This window comes from Maridesulfovibrio salinus (assembly GCF_055394525.1).
The window spans coordinates 25,521-40,919 of record NZ_AP042461.1 but is presented as its reverse complement, the minus strand read 5'-3'; the positions used below and the strand labels follow the sequence as shown (position 1 = coordinate 40,919).

The 15,399-nt window shown below is 50.3% G+C and carries 11 protein-coding genes; 9 read left to right on the top strand and 2 right to left on the bottom strand.

What is annotated here, in order from left to right; genetic code table 11:
- Positions 1–10: 10 nt before the first annotated feature.
- Positions 11–1,648 carry a choline dehydrogenase gene (betA, locus tag ACZ5PW_RS00150; protein WP_464556875.1) on the bottom strand — a complete coding sequence of 546 codons (1,638 nt, stop codon included), beginning with the start codon at positions 1,646–1,648 and terminating at the stop codon, positions 11–13.
- 7 nt (positions 1,649–1,655) lie between these two features.
- On the bottom strand, positions 1,656–2,447 hold the full coding sequence (locus ACZ5PW_RS00145) for a FadR/GntR family transcriptional regulator (protein ID WP_464556874.1): 792 nt from the start codon (positions 2,445–2,447) through the stop codon (positions 1,656–1,658).
- A 411-nt stretch (positions 2,448–2,858) separates the two neighbouring features.
- Between ACZ5PW_RS00145 and tssA the strand changes: the two genes are divergently transcribed.
- The 9 genes from tssA (at position 2,859) to ACZ5PW_RS00100 (ending at position 15,372) form a co-directional block, all read left to right on the top strand.
- On the top strand, positions 2,859–4,430 hold the full coding sequence (gene tssA / locus ACZ5PW_RS00140) for a type VI secretion system protein TssA (RefSeq protein ID WP_464556871.1): 1,572 nt from the start codon (positions 2,859–2,861) through the stop codon (positions 4,428–4,430).
- Positions 4,431–4,475: 45 nt separating this feature from the next.
- Positions 4,476–4,958, top strand: coding sequence for a type VI secretion system contractile sheath small subunit (gene tssB / locus ACZ5PW_RS00135; RefSeq protein ID WP_464556870.1), 483 nt, complete (start codon positions 4,476–4,478; stop codon positions 4,956–4,958).
- 11 nt (positions 4,959–4,969) lie between these two features.
- Positions 4,970–6,451, top strand: coding sequence for a type VI secretion system contractile sheath large subunit (gene tssC, locus ACZ5PW_RS00130; protein ID WP_464556869.1), 1,482 nt, complete (start codon positions 4,970–4,972; stop codon positions 6,449–6,451).
- Positions 6,452–6,535: 84 nt separating this feature from the next.
- Complete coding sequence (locus ACZ5PW_RS00125) at positions 6,536–7,018, top strand: Hcp family type VI secretion system effector (protein ID WP_464556867.1); 483 nt, start codon at positions 6,536–6,538, stop codon at positions 7,016–7,018.
- A gap of 158 nt (positions 7,019–7,176) precedes the next feature.
- A complete protein-coding gene (tssE, locus tag ACZ5PW_RS00120; protein ID WP_464556866.1) occupies positions 7,177–7,596 on the top strand; it encodes a type VI secretion system baseplate subunit TssE in 420 nt (139 codons plus the stop codon).
- 146 nt (positions 7,597–7,742) lie between these two features.
- Positions 7,743–9,473, top strand: a complete 1,731-nt coding sequence (gene tssF / locus ACZ5PW_RS00115) for a type VI secretion system baseplate subunit TssF (RefSeq protein ID WP_464556863.1) — start codon at positions 7,743–7,745, stop codon at positions 9,471–9,473.
- A complete protein-coding gene (gene tssG, locus ACZ5PW_RS00110; protein WP_464556861.1) occupies positions 9,437–10,477 on the top strand; it encodes a type VI secretion system baseplate subunit TssG in 1,041 nt (346 codons plus the stop codon). The genes tssF and tssG overlap by 37 nt, the downstream gene beginning before the upstream one ends.
- A complete protein-coding gene (tssH, locus tag ACZ5PW_RS00105) occupies positions 10,474–13,101 on the top strand; it encodes a type VI secretion system ATPase TssH (RefSeq protein WP_464556859.1) in 2,628 nt (875 codons plus the stop codon). The genes tssG and tssH overlap by 4 nt, the downstream gene beginning before the upstream one ends.
- 21 nt (positions 13,102–13,122) lie before the next feature.
- Positions 13,123–15,372, top strand: coding sequence for a type VI secretion system Vgr family protein (locus ACZ5PW_RS00100; protein WP_464556857.1), 2,250 nt, complete (start codon positions 13,123–13,125; stop codon positions 15,370–15,372).
- Positions 15,373–15,399: the final 27 nt, after the last annotated feature.

The window sequence follows — 15,399 nt, the reverse complement described above, 5'->3', positions numbered from 1 at the left end:
CCCGATCGGATTACTTCTCGTGTTTGTAATAGGGTACGTCTTCCGGTGCGATGGGAGTGTTGCCGAGAATCAGGTCGGCAGCCTTCTCAGCGATCATCATGACCGGAGCGTAAATATTTCCGTTGGTGACGTATGGCATTACGGAAGCGTCAACCACACGCAGGCCTTCAACTCCGTGGACACGAAGATGGGAATCGGTAACAGCCATATCATGGGTTCCCATGGCGCATGTGCAGCTCGGATGGTAAGCCGACTCACCTTCACTGGCTACGAAGTCGAGGATTTCCTCATCAGTCTGAGCCTGTTCACCCGGGGCGAGTTCCTTGCCGCGGAATTCGTCAAAAGCGGGCTGGGTCATGATCTCACGGGTTTTGCGGATGGCTTCAACCCATTCACGGCGTTCCTGTTCGGTGGAAAGGTAGTTGAACAGAATGCTCGGATACTGTTTGGGGTCGCTGGACTGAATCTTCACGTGTCCCCGAACATCTGTGTTCATGGGGCCTACGTGAACCTGATAACCGTGTCCTTCGTTAGGAGCGGAGCCATCATAACGGATTGCGATGGGCAGGAAATGGTACTGGATGTTGGGGTATTCCACCTGATCGTTACCGCGGATGAATCCGCCTGCTTCGAAATGATTGGTGGCTGCGTCCCCGGTTCCCTTGAAGAGCCACTCAAGGCCGATTGCGGGCTGGTTGTACCATTTGAGGCAGGGGAATTTACTTACAGGCTTTTTGCAGGCGTACTGAACATAAAGTTCAAGGTGGTCCTGAAGATTTTCACCGACACCGGGAAGATCATGAACCATGTCGATTCCGAGCTTGCTGAGTTCCTCACCATTACCGATACCGGAAAGCTGCAGAAGCTGCGGGGAGTTGATGGCGCCGCCGCAGGAGATGATCTCTCCACCGTAAACTTTTTCGGTGTTTTTGCCTTTGGTGTACTCGACGCCTATTGCGCGTTTTCCGTCAAAAAGGACACGGGTAGCCATAGCCTGGCATTTTACTGTCAGGTTTCTGCGGTTTTTAACCGGATGAACATAAGCACGGGCAGCGTTCAAACGGCGACCACGGTAGGTGGTGCGGTCGAATTTACCGAAACCTTCCTGCTGGTAACCGTTAACATCATCAGTAAGAGGGTAGCCTGCCTGCTGTACCGCATTGAAAAAGGCGGTAAAGAGAGGGTTGTCGCATTCAGGGGTGGTCAGATACAGAGGACCTACAGCACCCTGATACTCGCTAGCACCTTCCATACGCTGTTCGAAACGTTTGAAGTAGGGCAGGCAGTGAGCGTATGACCAGTCTTCAAGACCGTCTTCCTTTGCCCACTTTTCGTAATCCATCGCGTTGCCTCGGATATGGATCATGCCGTTGATGCAGGAAGAACCGCCGAGGACTTTACCGCGTGGCTGGTAGATTCTGCGGTTGTTCATGTAAGGCTCAGGCTCGGATTCGTACCACCAGTTGTAGGTTTTACCTGCAAGAGGATAAGTGAGAGCCGCAGGCATGTGGATGCGGAAATCCATTTTATAGTCAGGACGGCCTGCTTCGAGAACCAGAACTTTATTTTTGGGGTTTGCACTCAATCTATTGGCAAGAACGGAACCTGCGGATCCTCCGCCGACAATAATGTAATCGTAATGTGTCATAACTCTTCTAACTTTGGTTTTCTTTGGTTTCGCTGAGGAAGGGGACACTTTGAGCATCCTTTCTGCCATTCTTTTCCTCAACGCATTTTCTCAACAGCACGTAGTGGTGGCCGATGAATGAGAGGGCCCTGATAGGCTCGCCTTCTCTGATGGACCTGGCTGTTTCAATCCAGTTTGCACCCGCTTTACTGCGGTACTCCGCATCTTCATAAAGAGCGTAGTCATGGGAACTGAAGCCCATCTGTACCGCGTGCATCACCCATTCAAGCAAAGGGTTGCGGGCCATCTTTACGAGCATGATATTCAACTTGCGATCAAGCTCTCCTATCATGGTGAGGTTCGGTTCTTCCTCACTGAGCATCTGTTTAAGGTGAATTGCTTCTCTCAGCAGTTCATCCTTCGCCTCAACGCTGCCTCTTGCTATGGCCAGTTCCGTGATGGTCCTGTCGATGGTTTCACGGAATTCGATGAGCTTTTCCGGCTCAACCGGGTGTTGTTTCATGAACAGGGTCAGCGATTCTGAAACATTGGAAACTTCCATTTCCTTGACATAGGCTCCACCCTTGGCGCCTTTTTTTACTTCGAGCAGACCCTTTTGTTTCAGAGTTTTGATCGCCTCTCGGATAACTCCCCGGCCTGTGCCAAATTGGTTCTGCATGTCACGTTCACTTGGGAGGCGCTCGCCTGGGGCAAGTCTCCCATCCATGATTGCCGCTTCAATCTGCAGCACTATTTCTTCACTGGCCCGCCCTAGGCCCACTGGAAGAAATAAGTTCGGAATTGCCGAATCTTGAGTCATTGGTATTACCTTTAAGTAAGCTTTTTTTGCAAAAAAAGAGCAAAAAGGCCTTGTGGAGGTCTTTTGCGCTCAAATGGTAGGGCCATTCTGGCAGCTTAAATTATACCTGTCAAGGTACACTTCTAACTTCAATGTCTGTGTTCATCATATAAATATGAATATTCAGCAAAAAAAATACAAAAGTAATTGAATTAAATCCTTAGCTCTATTAAGAATAATTACTGAGTATTAAAAAAGTATTGTCAGCTCTCGCTGAGACAGTTGGTGACAATTGTTTATTTTTAGTGATTTTGCGGAATTTTTTACAAACCTTGTTTGCTATGTCTGTTCTGCTGGTTTATGGTTAGGATTAATGAACTGCATTTCTTGCAGATTTGCTCTCTGTAAATTTTATACCTTCTAGGAGGGTTAATGGAGCTTCTTGATCTGGGCAGAAAGCCTGTGAGTGAAACCAGTCCTGCTGGAACAGACGCCCGGTATGAACCTGAATACGACCAGTTGCAGCAGGAAATAGATAAACTCTCCAGTGCTACTGCCGGAGGGGCGATTGACTGGAAACATGTGGTTAAGCTCAGTTCCACAATTCTTTTCAGCAAGTCCAAGGATTTAAAGGTTGCTTCATATCTTGGTGCGGGGCTGATCAATCTCAAGGGAGTGGAGGGAATTTCCGCGGGGGCCCAGGTCTTTTTAGATCTGGTCACGAATTTCTGGGATACACTTTATCCGGCTAAAAAAAGAATGCGCGGAAGATTCGGAGCCATCAGCTGGTGGATGGAGAATGCGGAAAAGTATCTTAAAAACTATGAAGGCGATGAACTGCCGCAGGCCACTGTAGATCAGCTTGATAAACGTATCACCGATCTGGACTCCATTCTGGCGGAAAAGTCGGAGGATGCCCCGGTGGTCAGGGATCTTTCGGGATATGTTCAGCGTCTGCCAGTGGAAGCTCCTCCGAAGCAGGAAGCTCCCCAAACTTCTGATACTGCTCCGGTTGAAGGGGCTAATACGGATTCTTCTTCTCCACAGTCATCGTCCGGGACGGCGCAGCCTCAAGCTGCGGTGAGTGTCGGCAGCATCACTTCTCCTGAAGAGGCAGCAGCGGGAATCAAGGCCGGAGTCTCTGCCTTGGCTCCGGTTGCGGAATATCTGCTTGCCAATGATCTTACCGATCCTGCCGGATACAGGCTGAGAAGGATTGCGGCCTGGATGCCGATTTCCAATCTGCCGCCAGCAGAGGGTGGGCGGACTATGATTCCGGGCCCTGAGGGGCCGGTCAATGAATCAATTGCCAGCCAGCTTGGCAGCAGTGATTTTACCGGTGCAATCCGTGCTGCCGAATCCCGAATCGAAACATATTTATTCTGGCTGGATCTCAGCCGTATGACCGCAGAGGCTCTTAAGGGGTTGGGTGATCAATACACAGGGGCTCTCAAGGCCCTCGAATTTGAGGTACTCCAGTATGTGACCCGGCTTCCAGGTCTTGCCGGACTTAGTTTTGCGGATGGTACTCCTTTTGCCGATCCCAAGACCCGGTCATGGCTGCAGTCTCTGGGCGGCTCCGCAAAAGGTGATTCTGCTGGCGGGAGCAGCAGTGCGGATCCTGTTTCGGAAGTAATGGATAAGGCCGCGCAGCTTGCTTCGTCAAAAAAATTGTTTGACGCAGTTTCTCTTATCAATGATAGTTGTTATAGTGCAAAGTCCGTTCGTGACCGTTTCAGGCTGCAAAGTGGGTTGACCGGGCTTCTGGTAAGTGAGGATCAGGCGGGTGTGGCTCACGCCCATGCGGCTGATCTTATTGATATTGTGGACCGTTTCGGCCTTGAAAAGTGGGAACCGGAACTGGCCCTACAGGGGCTGCGGGCCGCTTATGGAGCGATGGTAGCAGAAGGCGGGCCTGATTCCGAGGCGAAAAGTTTTGAGATTTTACAGCGCATCAGCAGGCTTGATCCTGCCGAAGCCTTGAAAATAAACGGATTTAACTGAATTTGAGGACTGTTTTTCAGAAACAATTCAGCGGAGGTCTTTAATATGGCTAAAGAAGGTTCTGTTGCTCCAAAAGAGCGCGTTAATATTGTTTATAAGCCTGAGACAGGTGACGCCAAAGAAGAGGTGGAACTTCCTCTCAAGCTGTTGGTGGTAGGCGATTTTACCCAGAAAGATGATGACCGCATGGTCGAGGACCGGGACCCGGTAAGTATAGATAAGGACAATTTCAATGAGGTGCTCAAGGCTCAGGATCTTGAGCTGAATATGGGGGTTGACGACAAGCTTGGCGATGATCCCGATGCACAGATGGCTGTGAAGCTCAAATTTCAGAGTCTGAAGGATTTCGATCCGGACCAGATTATCAAGCAGGTTCCGGAACTGCAGAAACTGATGGAACTGCGTGAAGCCCTGAAAGCACTGAAGAGTCCCCTTTCCAATGTACCGGAATTCAGAAAAAAGGTTCAGGAGCTGGTCAAGGACGATGGAGCCCGCGAAAAGCTGCTTAAAGAACTTGGAATCGAGTAGGGAGAAAATCCATGGCAGAAGAGAAACTTGAACAACAAGAGGCAGTGGAAAGTTCCGCCGAAGGTTCGCTTTTAGATGATATTGTCGAGGCTACCAAACTCAAACCCGAGGATGAAGCCTATTCCGTAACCAAAGCAGGCTTGCAGGCTTTTCTTGAAGAAATGGTCAAGCCCGGACGTGAGGGGGCCAAGGTTTCCGGAAACCTTGTGGATGACATGCTGGCTCAGATTGACCAGAAGCTGTCCGCACAGATGGACAGCATCATTCACAACAAGGAATTCCAACAGCTGGAATCCTCCTGGCGTTCTCTTAAATTCTTGGTGGACCGTACTGATTTCCGGGAAAATGTCCGCATCCAGATGATGAATGTATCCAAGCAGGATCTGCTTGACGATTTTGACGATGCTCCTGAAATTACCAAATCCGGACTCTACAAGCAGGCTTATACCGCTGAATACGGCCAGTTCGGTGGACAGCCTTTCGGCGCGATTATCGGTAATTATGATTTCGGACCGGGGCCGCAGGACATGAAACTGCTGCAATATACGGCATCGGTCTCCGCAATGTCTCACGCTCCTTTTATCGCTGCCGCGGGACCGGACTTTTTCGGCATTGAAAAATGGAGCGAGCTCCCGAATCTTAAAGATCTGAAGTCCATTTTCGAAATGCCGCAGTATGCAAAATGGAATTCATTCCGTGAGTCGGATGACTCCCGCAACGTGGGCCTGACTCTGCCCAAGTTCCTGCTGCGTCTGCCTTACGGACCGGAAACCCTTCCGGCCAAAAGTTTCAACTATCAGGAAACCGTTTCCGACGGTGACGATGATTTCTGCTGGGGCAATACCGCCTTTGCCTTTGCCTCCAAGCTTACCGATTCTTTTGCCAAGTACCGCTGGTGCGCCAATATTATCGGCCCGCAGGGCGGTGGTGCGGTGGAGGATCTTCCTTTGTACCAGTATCAGGCCATGGGCGCGGTGCAGACCAAGATTCCCACACAGGTTCTTCTCTCAGAGCGCAGGGAATATGAACTTGCTGAGGAAGGGTTCATTGGTCTTACCATGCGCAAGGGCAGTGATAATGCCGCTTTCTTCTCGGCCAACTCCTGCCAGAAGCCGAAATTCTTCGGCAACAGCAAGGAAGGAAAAGAGGCTGAACTTAACTACAAACTTTCCACCCAGCTTCCGTACATGATGATTATGGACCGTCTGGCCCACTACATCAAAGTCATCCAGCGAGAAAATATCGGAACATGGAAAGAGCGTGGAGATCTGGAGCGCGAGCTTAATACCTGGATCTCCCAGTATGTAACTGAAATGGACAACCCTGCTCCCAGTGTGCGCAGCCGCCGTCCCCTGAGAATGGCCCAGATTGAGGTCAGTGATGTGGAAGGTGATCCCGGCTGGTATCAGGTTTCCCTGAAGGCCCGTCCTCATTTCAAATATATGGGCGCGTCTTTCACTCTGTCATTGGTTGGCAAGTTGGAAAAAGAATAGCTTAGTCAAAAACGGCTGCGGCTTGCAGGAAAAGCCCCAGCCGCACCGATCAACCTTTAATCGGCAATTTCAAGGAGAAAGGTTATGGCACTTACTTCGTATATGAAGGTAACAGGAAAGACTCAGGGACAGATCAAGGGTGACTGCACCCAGACCGGCGACAAAAAAGACACCATGCTCGTCTATTCACTGGATCACAACGTTGAAATTCCCAAGGACACCCATACCGGACTCCCGACCGGGCAGCGTATTCACAAACCGTTCACTGTGACCAAGCACGTTGATAATGCTTCCCCCAAGCTTGCTCAGGCCTGCTGTAAAGGTGAGCAGCTCACTGTTGAAATCGATCATTACCACATTGATGCCACCGGGGTGGAAAAGAAATATTACACCATCAAGATGGAAGAAGCGATCATCGTAAATCTGCGCAGCTACAAACCTGTGACTTTCCTCGCGGAAAATAAGGGTTACCACGATATGGAAGACGTGAGCTTCACCTATTCCAAAATCACCTGGACTTATGCTGATGGCAATATCGAATATACCGATGACTGGAAATCAAGCTAAGATTGAAGGTTGAGCCGAGTTCTCCCGTTCCTCAGGCACTTTGGTACGGTATGAACTCTGATGAGTCTTTACGAGGTCCCTGTGGGGCTTTTGTAAGTTGATGCGTTCAAGGATTAAAGCGGGGAGTTCTCTCCCCGCTTTTAAGAATGGGGGAAGATTTGACAACTCAGAGACTGCTTGAGCGGATAAGGTTCATGGAGCAGGACCCGGACTGGCGTGATAACGCCGAGCCTGCGGAGGTAGTCAAGTCCATCCTCGATTACCTGAGGCTCATTTTGAATACCCGTCAGGGAAATGCCCAGATCGCCCCTGATTTCGGTGTTCCGGATTTTACGTCCATGATCGGGGCGACCGGGCTTGATGCGGTCCGCAGTATTGAGGAGTCCATGACCGAGGTTATCCTTAAGTACGAACCCCGGCTGGCAAACGTAAAGCTCCAATTTGTTCCTGAAGAGGATAAGCCTCTGGCCCTGCATTTCAAACTGCAGGGGAAACTGGCTCTGGACGGGCAGGAAATGCCTGTTGTTTTCGAAACCGTGCTGGACCCGGACGGACAGATCTCAGTAAAGGATGTCTGATAACTGTCTCTAGAAAACAGCCCGGATTTTATCGGGCAGTTATAAAGGTTCCGAATGTTTTTTATAAACCCCAGGAAAGCGGATCGGGACATTTCTCAAAAGAATGTTTCTAAATTTGAGTCCCTCACAATCGCTGAAGGAAACGCATGATCGAAAAGTATTACCAGAGGGAACTGAGCCACCTGCGGGAACTGGCGGTGGAATTTTCCAAGACGCATCCGGCGCTGGCCCCCATGCTTACCGGGCCCGGTTCCGACCCGGACGTGGAGCGGCTGCTTGAAGGCTCGGCCTTCATGTCCGGCATGATTAACCAGAAGCTTGATGATGAATTCCCGGAAATAGTTCACGGGCTTGTCCAGCTGATTTTTCCGCATTACCTGCGGCCGATACCTTCCACGACAATTATCAAATTCACTCCCAAACCGAGTCTGATGGAAACTATAAATGTTCCCGCCGGAGCACAGCTTGCTTCAATTCCGGTGAGTGGGACCCAGTGCACATTTTCCACTACCTACGATGTGGAGCTGCATCCGCTTGAAATCGTGCATGTTGATCTTGCCGAAGGGGCCGGTTCATCGGGGACTGTCACTATTGAACTTGAACTCAAAGGCATCCCTCTGGATGAATGGGATGTTTCAAGCCTGCGTTTTCATCTGACAGGTGATTCTTCGGGAGCCTCCATACGTTACAAATTTCTGTTCAATTATATTCGCAGTATTCAGGTCAGCGCCGACGGAGGAAGTATCGGTACACTTTCCAAGCGCAACCTGAAGGCTGTAGGCTTTGAAGAGGATGAGGCTCTACTGCCATATCCTTCCCAATCATTTCCCGGTTACAGGATTCTACAGGAGTATTTCATCCTGCCGGAAAAATTTCTTTTTTTTGAGATCAACGGCCTTGAAAACTGGAAGAACCGCGGCAAATCATCACGGTTCAAGTTTACAATCGAGCTCGAAAAAATACCGCAGGGATTCAACAAGTTTACAAAGGAAGATATCTGCCTGTTTGCCACTCCGGCAATCAACATGTTCAAGCGGGACGCCGAGCCGGTGGTCCTTGATCATAAACGTCCGGAATATCAGGTTCGCCCTTCGGGTGATACCGGCGGGGATTATCAGGTTTATTCTGTTGATTCGGTTGTCGGTTATGTGCAGGGAACTGTTGAGGAAAAGCCGTACAAGCCATTCCATATGTTTAACCCTCAGGCCGGAGAACTGCCTGTCTATACCGTCCATCACCGCCGCTCAGCTGTGCGTGACAAGACTGACCTGTTTGTTTCCGTGGCTTATCCGGCTCAGGGAAGTGAGCCTTCCACAGAGACTCTTTCAATGGCTCTGACCTGTACAAACGGAACCCTGCCGGAAAAAATAAGATATGGCGATATCAACAAGCCCACAGCAACCTCTCCTGAGCTGGCGTCTTTTGAAAACATACGTCAGCCGACTTCTCCGGTTCAGCCACCGCTTGGCAGGAACCTGCTCTGGAGGCTGCTGTCCCATCTTTATCTCAATTATCTTTCAATGGCCGATGTGGAAAGCCTGCGGGCCATGGTTAAGCTTTACGTCTTCACCGACACAAGGGACCGTGGCTCTGTGGTTGCCAACACAAAGCGGGTTGAGGCTATTTCCGGGATGGAGGTGACTGAAGGGGACAGGCTGGTCCGCGGTCTGGTTATGCGCGGGCGTGAGATCAGAATGTCTCTCAGTAGTGACGGTTTTGCCAACAGCGGAGATCTGTATCTTTTCGGTTCGGTAATGAACCGCTTTTTCTCGGGCTATGCTTCGGTCAACTGTTTCACGAGGCTGACAGTTGAAGATACCTTAAACAAGGAGCTGTACAATTGGACTGCGATGATCGGAAATCGTCCTCTTCTGTAACCGGGGACATGCTTGAGAACCCGACCGGGTATTCTTTTTTTCAGGCTATCCGGCTGCTGCGATTGCACTCGCGCAACTGCAGCGGGAAGGAACTTGAGGAGTTTTACCGTGACCACCTCCGTGTGAGACCGCAGCTTTCGCTCGGCTTTCCGGCCACAGATCTTACCAACATAGAAGAGGAAGAGCGTGAAGACGGCGACCTGTACCGTCTGGAAGCAACTTTTCTGGGACTTTACGGAGCTTCTTCTCCCCTGCCGGTTTTCTATACTGAAGAGCTTCTTTCAGAGGCATCGGATGATAAGTCCGTTACCCGGGATTTTCTGGATATCCTGAACAACAATGCCTACGTGCAGTTTTTCAGGGCCTGGAGCCGTTCCCGGCTGATGATTAAGGCCGTGGATGAGCAGGACAAGGCATGGCTGGAACGACTGAGCTGTCTTCTGGGCTACGGCCATTACAAGGCATTTTCGCACATACCGTCCGAGTGCAGACAGTTTCGGCATATAGGTCTGCTGACCCAGTATCCCCGCAGTGCACTTGGTCTGGAAACCTTATTGAAGGATTCTCTGGAGCATAGAAATATCCACGTGGAGCAATGTGTACTCCGTAAGGTCAAGCTGCCCGTGGACCAGCGTTTTTACCTTGGTGATAGTTCCAATGTTCTGGGCGAAAGATCCTGGATTGGCGAGGAACTGGAAGATCGCAACAGCAAGTTTGCAGTAGTCGTGAGCAATCTTGATTCCGGGCGCTATCATCAGCTGCTGCCCGGTGATGGCGACGGTGATAAACTGGACAATCTGGTACGGGGGTATCTTGTGGAGCCCTTTCAATATGATCTGGTACTGGAAATGATGCCCGGTGAGGCCAATACCGCAGTGCTCGGCGGTGATGAATGGTCCAGTCTGGGCTGTGATACATGGGTTTTTGCCGGGGATCACCTTGAGCACGCAAAAGCTTCATTTCCCAACAAGGGCGGACACGTCCATGAGAGGTCTGAGTTATGATAAATGTAGATATCAGGAATCTTCTTTCAAAGTTGAATACTTTCAGCACCAACGCCCTGCATAATGCCGCGGGATTAAGTGTTTCCCTAAGCAACTACGAAGTGTCTGTAGAGCATTTTTTCATTAAATGCCTTGAGGAAGTGAACAGTGATCTTCCACTCATATTCAAACAATACGGGGTAGAGTCCTCAAGAGTTACGGCAACCTTAAGTGACGTGCTGCAGGACTTCAAGACCGGTAATTCCGGCAAGCCTGCTTTTTCGCCCATGCTGCTCGAGCTCTTCGAGGATGCCTGGATGATAGCTTCGGTGGAGCTTGGTGAGAGCCGTATCCGTTCTGGTGCTGCGCTTCTCGCTTTTCTGGCCAAGCCGAATCTTTATGCCTCAGGCAACTATGCCGACCTGTTTTCTTCGATAAACCGTGAAACCCTGCTCAAGGAGTTCTGGACTGTTGCAAAGGCTTCGGTGGAACACAAAATGCCTGCCGCAGCTCCCGGGGCAGCCGGAGCCGCTCCCGGTAAAGAAGATGGCGGGTTCATTGACCGTTTCTGCATTGATTTTACAGTCAAGGCCCGTGAAGGGGGGATTGACCCTGTTTTCGGACGGGACCCGGAGATGCGTCAGATGGTGGATATACTCGCGCGCCGTCGTAAGAATAACCCGATTCTGGTCGGTGAACCGGGTGTTGGTAAAACAGCAGTCATCGAAGGTCTGGCTCTGCGGATAACTGAAGGAGACGTACCCGAAATCCTGAATGACGTGACCCTTCTTGGTCTGGACATGGGCTTGCTGGAAGCCGGGGCCGGAATGAAAGGTGAGTTTGAGAACCGTTTGAAGGGGGTAATCGATGAGATAAAATCCAGTGAAACCCCGATAATCCTGTTCATTGATGAAGCACATACTCTGGTCGGGGCCGGAGGCTCCGCTGGCGGGGCGGATGCCGCCAACCTGCTCAAGCCCGCTCTGGCCCGTGGCGAACTCAAAACCTGCGCCGCGACCACATGGACTGAATACAAGAAATATTTCGAAAAAGATCCGGCTCTTGCCCGTCGTTTCCAGCTGGTCAAACTGGATGAGCCGTCTGTGGAGACATCCACGATTATCCTGCGTGGACTCAGGGAGAGTTACGAAAAGGCGCACAATGTAATTATACGGGATGATGCCAACGTGGCTGCTGCCGTGTATTCCGACCGTTACATAGCCGGGCGTTTTCTGCCGGATAAGGCCATTGACCTGCTGGATACCACCTGTGCCCGGGTAAAGGTAAACCTTTCGGCTAAACCCGGGATACTTGAAGACTGCCAGAGAGCTGTTCAGGCTCTTGAGCGAGAGAAAGCAGCAGTTGACCGCGACCGGACCAATGCCGTTGCGGTTGATGAAGACCACTATAAAGAGCTTCTGGAGCAGATTGAAGCCAAAAACGCTGAAGCAGCTGAAATCAGTGAAAAGTGGTTAAAGGAGAAAGATGCCGCCCATGCCGTTCTGGATGTGCGCCAGCAGATTCAGGAAGCCGGGGAGGATGAAGAACAGGTATCGAAACTGAAAGAGGAACTGGATAAGGCTGATGCTGCTTTGGCTGAGCTTCAGGGTGATGAACCGATGGTCCAGATTGAGGTCACACCTGATCTTGTCGGACGGGTCGTGTCTGACTGGACCGGAATACCGGTGGGTAAAATGGCCCGTGATGAAGCCAGAACCGTGGCCGATCTTGATGATCGTCTCAAGGCCCGGGTTAAAGGTCAGGATCAGGGGCTTGCCGCCATCGCCGAGGTGATCCGAGCTTCGAAGGCCGGAATCAAGAACCCTGACCAGCCCATTGGCGTTTTTCTGCTGGTAGGTCCTTCAGGCGTGGGTAAGACCGAAACCGGGCTTTCTCTTGCCGATCTGCTTTTTGGTGACGAGCGTTCGGTTGTAACGGTCAATATGAGTGAATTTCAGGAAAAGCATACTGTTTCCAGATTGATAGGGTCGCCTCCCGGCTATGTCGGGTACGGTGAAGGCGGCATGCTGACTGAGGCTGTCCGCCGTCAGCCCTATAGCGTGGTGCTGCTTGATGAGGTTGAGAAGGCGCATCTTGATGTGATGAATACCTTTTATCAGGTTTTTGACAAAGGGGTGCTGACCGATGGTGAGGGTAAAGATATCAACTTTAAAAATACCATAATAATCCTGACCTCAAACCTCGGAACAGACGTGATTCAGGAGATGACAGCGGAAGAGGGCGAAATGCCTCTGGATGCGGTCCTTTCGGCTGTCCGGCCTATTCTGTCCCAGCATTTCAAACCGGCATTGCTGGCCCGCATGAACGTGGTTCCCTATTTCAGTCTCAATCCTGAGGCCATGAAGCTTATCACCCGTCTCAAGCTCGGCAAGCTGGAGAAAATGCTCCTTGCAAACAATAAGATGAAGATGACCTATGACGAGGGTGTTATTGACCAGATTGCCGCCCGCTGTACGGAAGTTGAAACCGGGGCGCGTAACATCGAGTATATTATCAACGGTAATGTCCTGCCCAGAATGTCAAAGGAAATCCTTATCCATATGACTGAGGGAGGGATGCCCTCGGCTGTTCATCTGGGAGTTGATGATGAAGGTTCATTCACCATGGAATTTTCCAACGAATAGAGAGTAAAGAGAGCTTCTTACATGGCGGATACATCAAAACCTAAATTCACTTTTGAATCCAAAGGTGCAGACAAAAATACTTTCAGCGTTGTCCGTTTTCGGGGAACCGAGGGCCTGTCGTCAATTTACAGGTTCAGCATTATGCTGGTTTCCAGCAGGAATGATGTGGATATCGGAGCGGTTCTCAAGAATACAGCGGAATTCAGGATTAAGCGGGATGAAGGTGATATCCCGTTTCAAGGGATATTGAGCTCCTTCGAGCAGCTTCATCAGGCCGGGAAGGTTTGTTTCTATCGCGCGGAGCTGGTTCCCAGACTCTGGTGGGCCACTCTGACTCACTGCAACCAGATCTTTCTGCATGAAAATACTCAGGGCTATATCGGTGATGTGCTGCAGAAGGCCGGGCTCAAGCAGGGGCTGAGTTTTGATTTCAAGCTCCAGAATTCTTACCCGAGCCGTAAATATGTCTGCCAGTATGATGAATCCCATTTCAATTTTGTTTCACGCTGGATGGAACGGGACGGCATGTATTACTATTTTGAGCAGACTGATCAGGGCGAAAAGATGGTCATAACGGATACACACATCGCTCACTCTCCCATGGAGGAAGGAACTGTCCTTACGTATGCCCCGCCCAGCAATCTGGATCATACCAAAAGAGAGGAGATTGTCCGTAATTTCATGCTCAAGCAGCAGCCCATGCCTAAAAAGGTTCTGCTCAAGGATTACAATTACCGTAAACCAAGTCTGGAGATGAAGGCTGAAGCGGAAGTCTCTGCCGATGGTATGGGTGAAATTTATGTTTACGGGGAACATTTCAAAACCCCCGAAGAAGGCAATGAGTTGGCCCGGATAAGGGCACAGGAATTTCTCTGCCGTGAAAGGGTTTTTCAGGGAGTTTCCACAGTACCTTATGTTCGGACCGGGTATATCTTTGAATTGAGGGATCACTACAGGCAGGATTTCAACCAGCGTTATCTGACCACTGACATCTCCCATGAAGGGAGTCAGGAGGCATATCTTGTCTCCGGTCTGGGATTGAATCTGGCCAGCGATTCCGATCGTCTTTACTACCGCAACTCATTTTCATGCATCCCCGCCCAGATCCAGTTCCGGGCAGAGCGGAAGGCGATAAAGCCCAAGTTCACCGGCACAATGAATGCCAAGATCGATGCATCCGGGAGCGGCCAGTATGCCGAGTTGGACAGTCACGGGCGTTACAAGGTCATCATGCCCTTTGACGAGTCCGGACGGGACAACGGCAAAGCTACTACCTGGCTTCGCATGGCTCAGCCTTACGGAGGGTCGAACCACGGCATGCATTTCCCGTTGCACAAGGGAACCGAAGTTCTTGTCACCTGTATAGATGGAGATCCGGACCGCCCAATTATTCAGGCCGCCGCCCCCAACCCGGAAAATCCAAGTCTGGTTAATGATACAAATCAGACTAAATGCATAATCGCCACCGGAGGGCAGAATGTCTTTCACATGCAGGATAAACAGGGGGACGAGGGGATGCATTTTAAGACCCCCAACGGTAACACCAATCTGCGTCTTGGCTCATCCAAAACAGAGTCCAACAGTAGTGATGGTGGAGAAGACGGTGTCTGGCTGCATACTGAAAAGGATATCAAAATCGGAGGGAAGAATCTCGGTACCTGGCTGCAGGGACAGGAATTTTCACTGACCACCGGATCCAAGGAAGAGATCATGATAGGTAACGTCACTGAGGTGACAGCAGCCATTAAGGAAGAACTTAATGCGGTCGCAAGTATAGCTCTTAATCTTGGTAAGTCCTTGGAATATGCGCTTTCTCATGAAAAAATGCGTATAGAAAAGGTCGATATTGAAGGAGATGTGTCTCATTTAAGAGGTTCGCTTGAATCTTTGTGGATGACTGCATCTTTAATGTGTGCAGAAAAAAATGAGCTGACTACAAATCTGAATGACTTGCGCGGAGAACATAATGCTCTTGTTGGCTCTCATGCCAGACTGATTGGTGAAACATCAAAACTTGTGGGGCAGTCGAGCCAACTGGCTGGAACAGTCAGTCAGCTAAATGATCTGGTTGATTCAGTCAGTGGTGAAGTTACAAATCTTTGTGGTGAAGTAACCCAGCTTGCCGGAGGGATTCAAACAGCTGTCGGTCAAGAAACTGCAACGATTGGAGAAACAGTCAGAGCTCTTGGTGAGAGTACCACTGTTGCTGGTGAAACAAATGATATTGCTACTGAAATGAACAACATCGCCGGTTTGATTAATAATATTTAGCCTTTCCATAAAAGACAGTATGTTGCC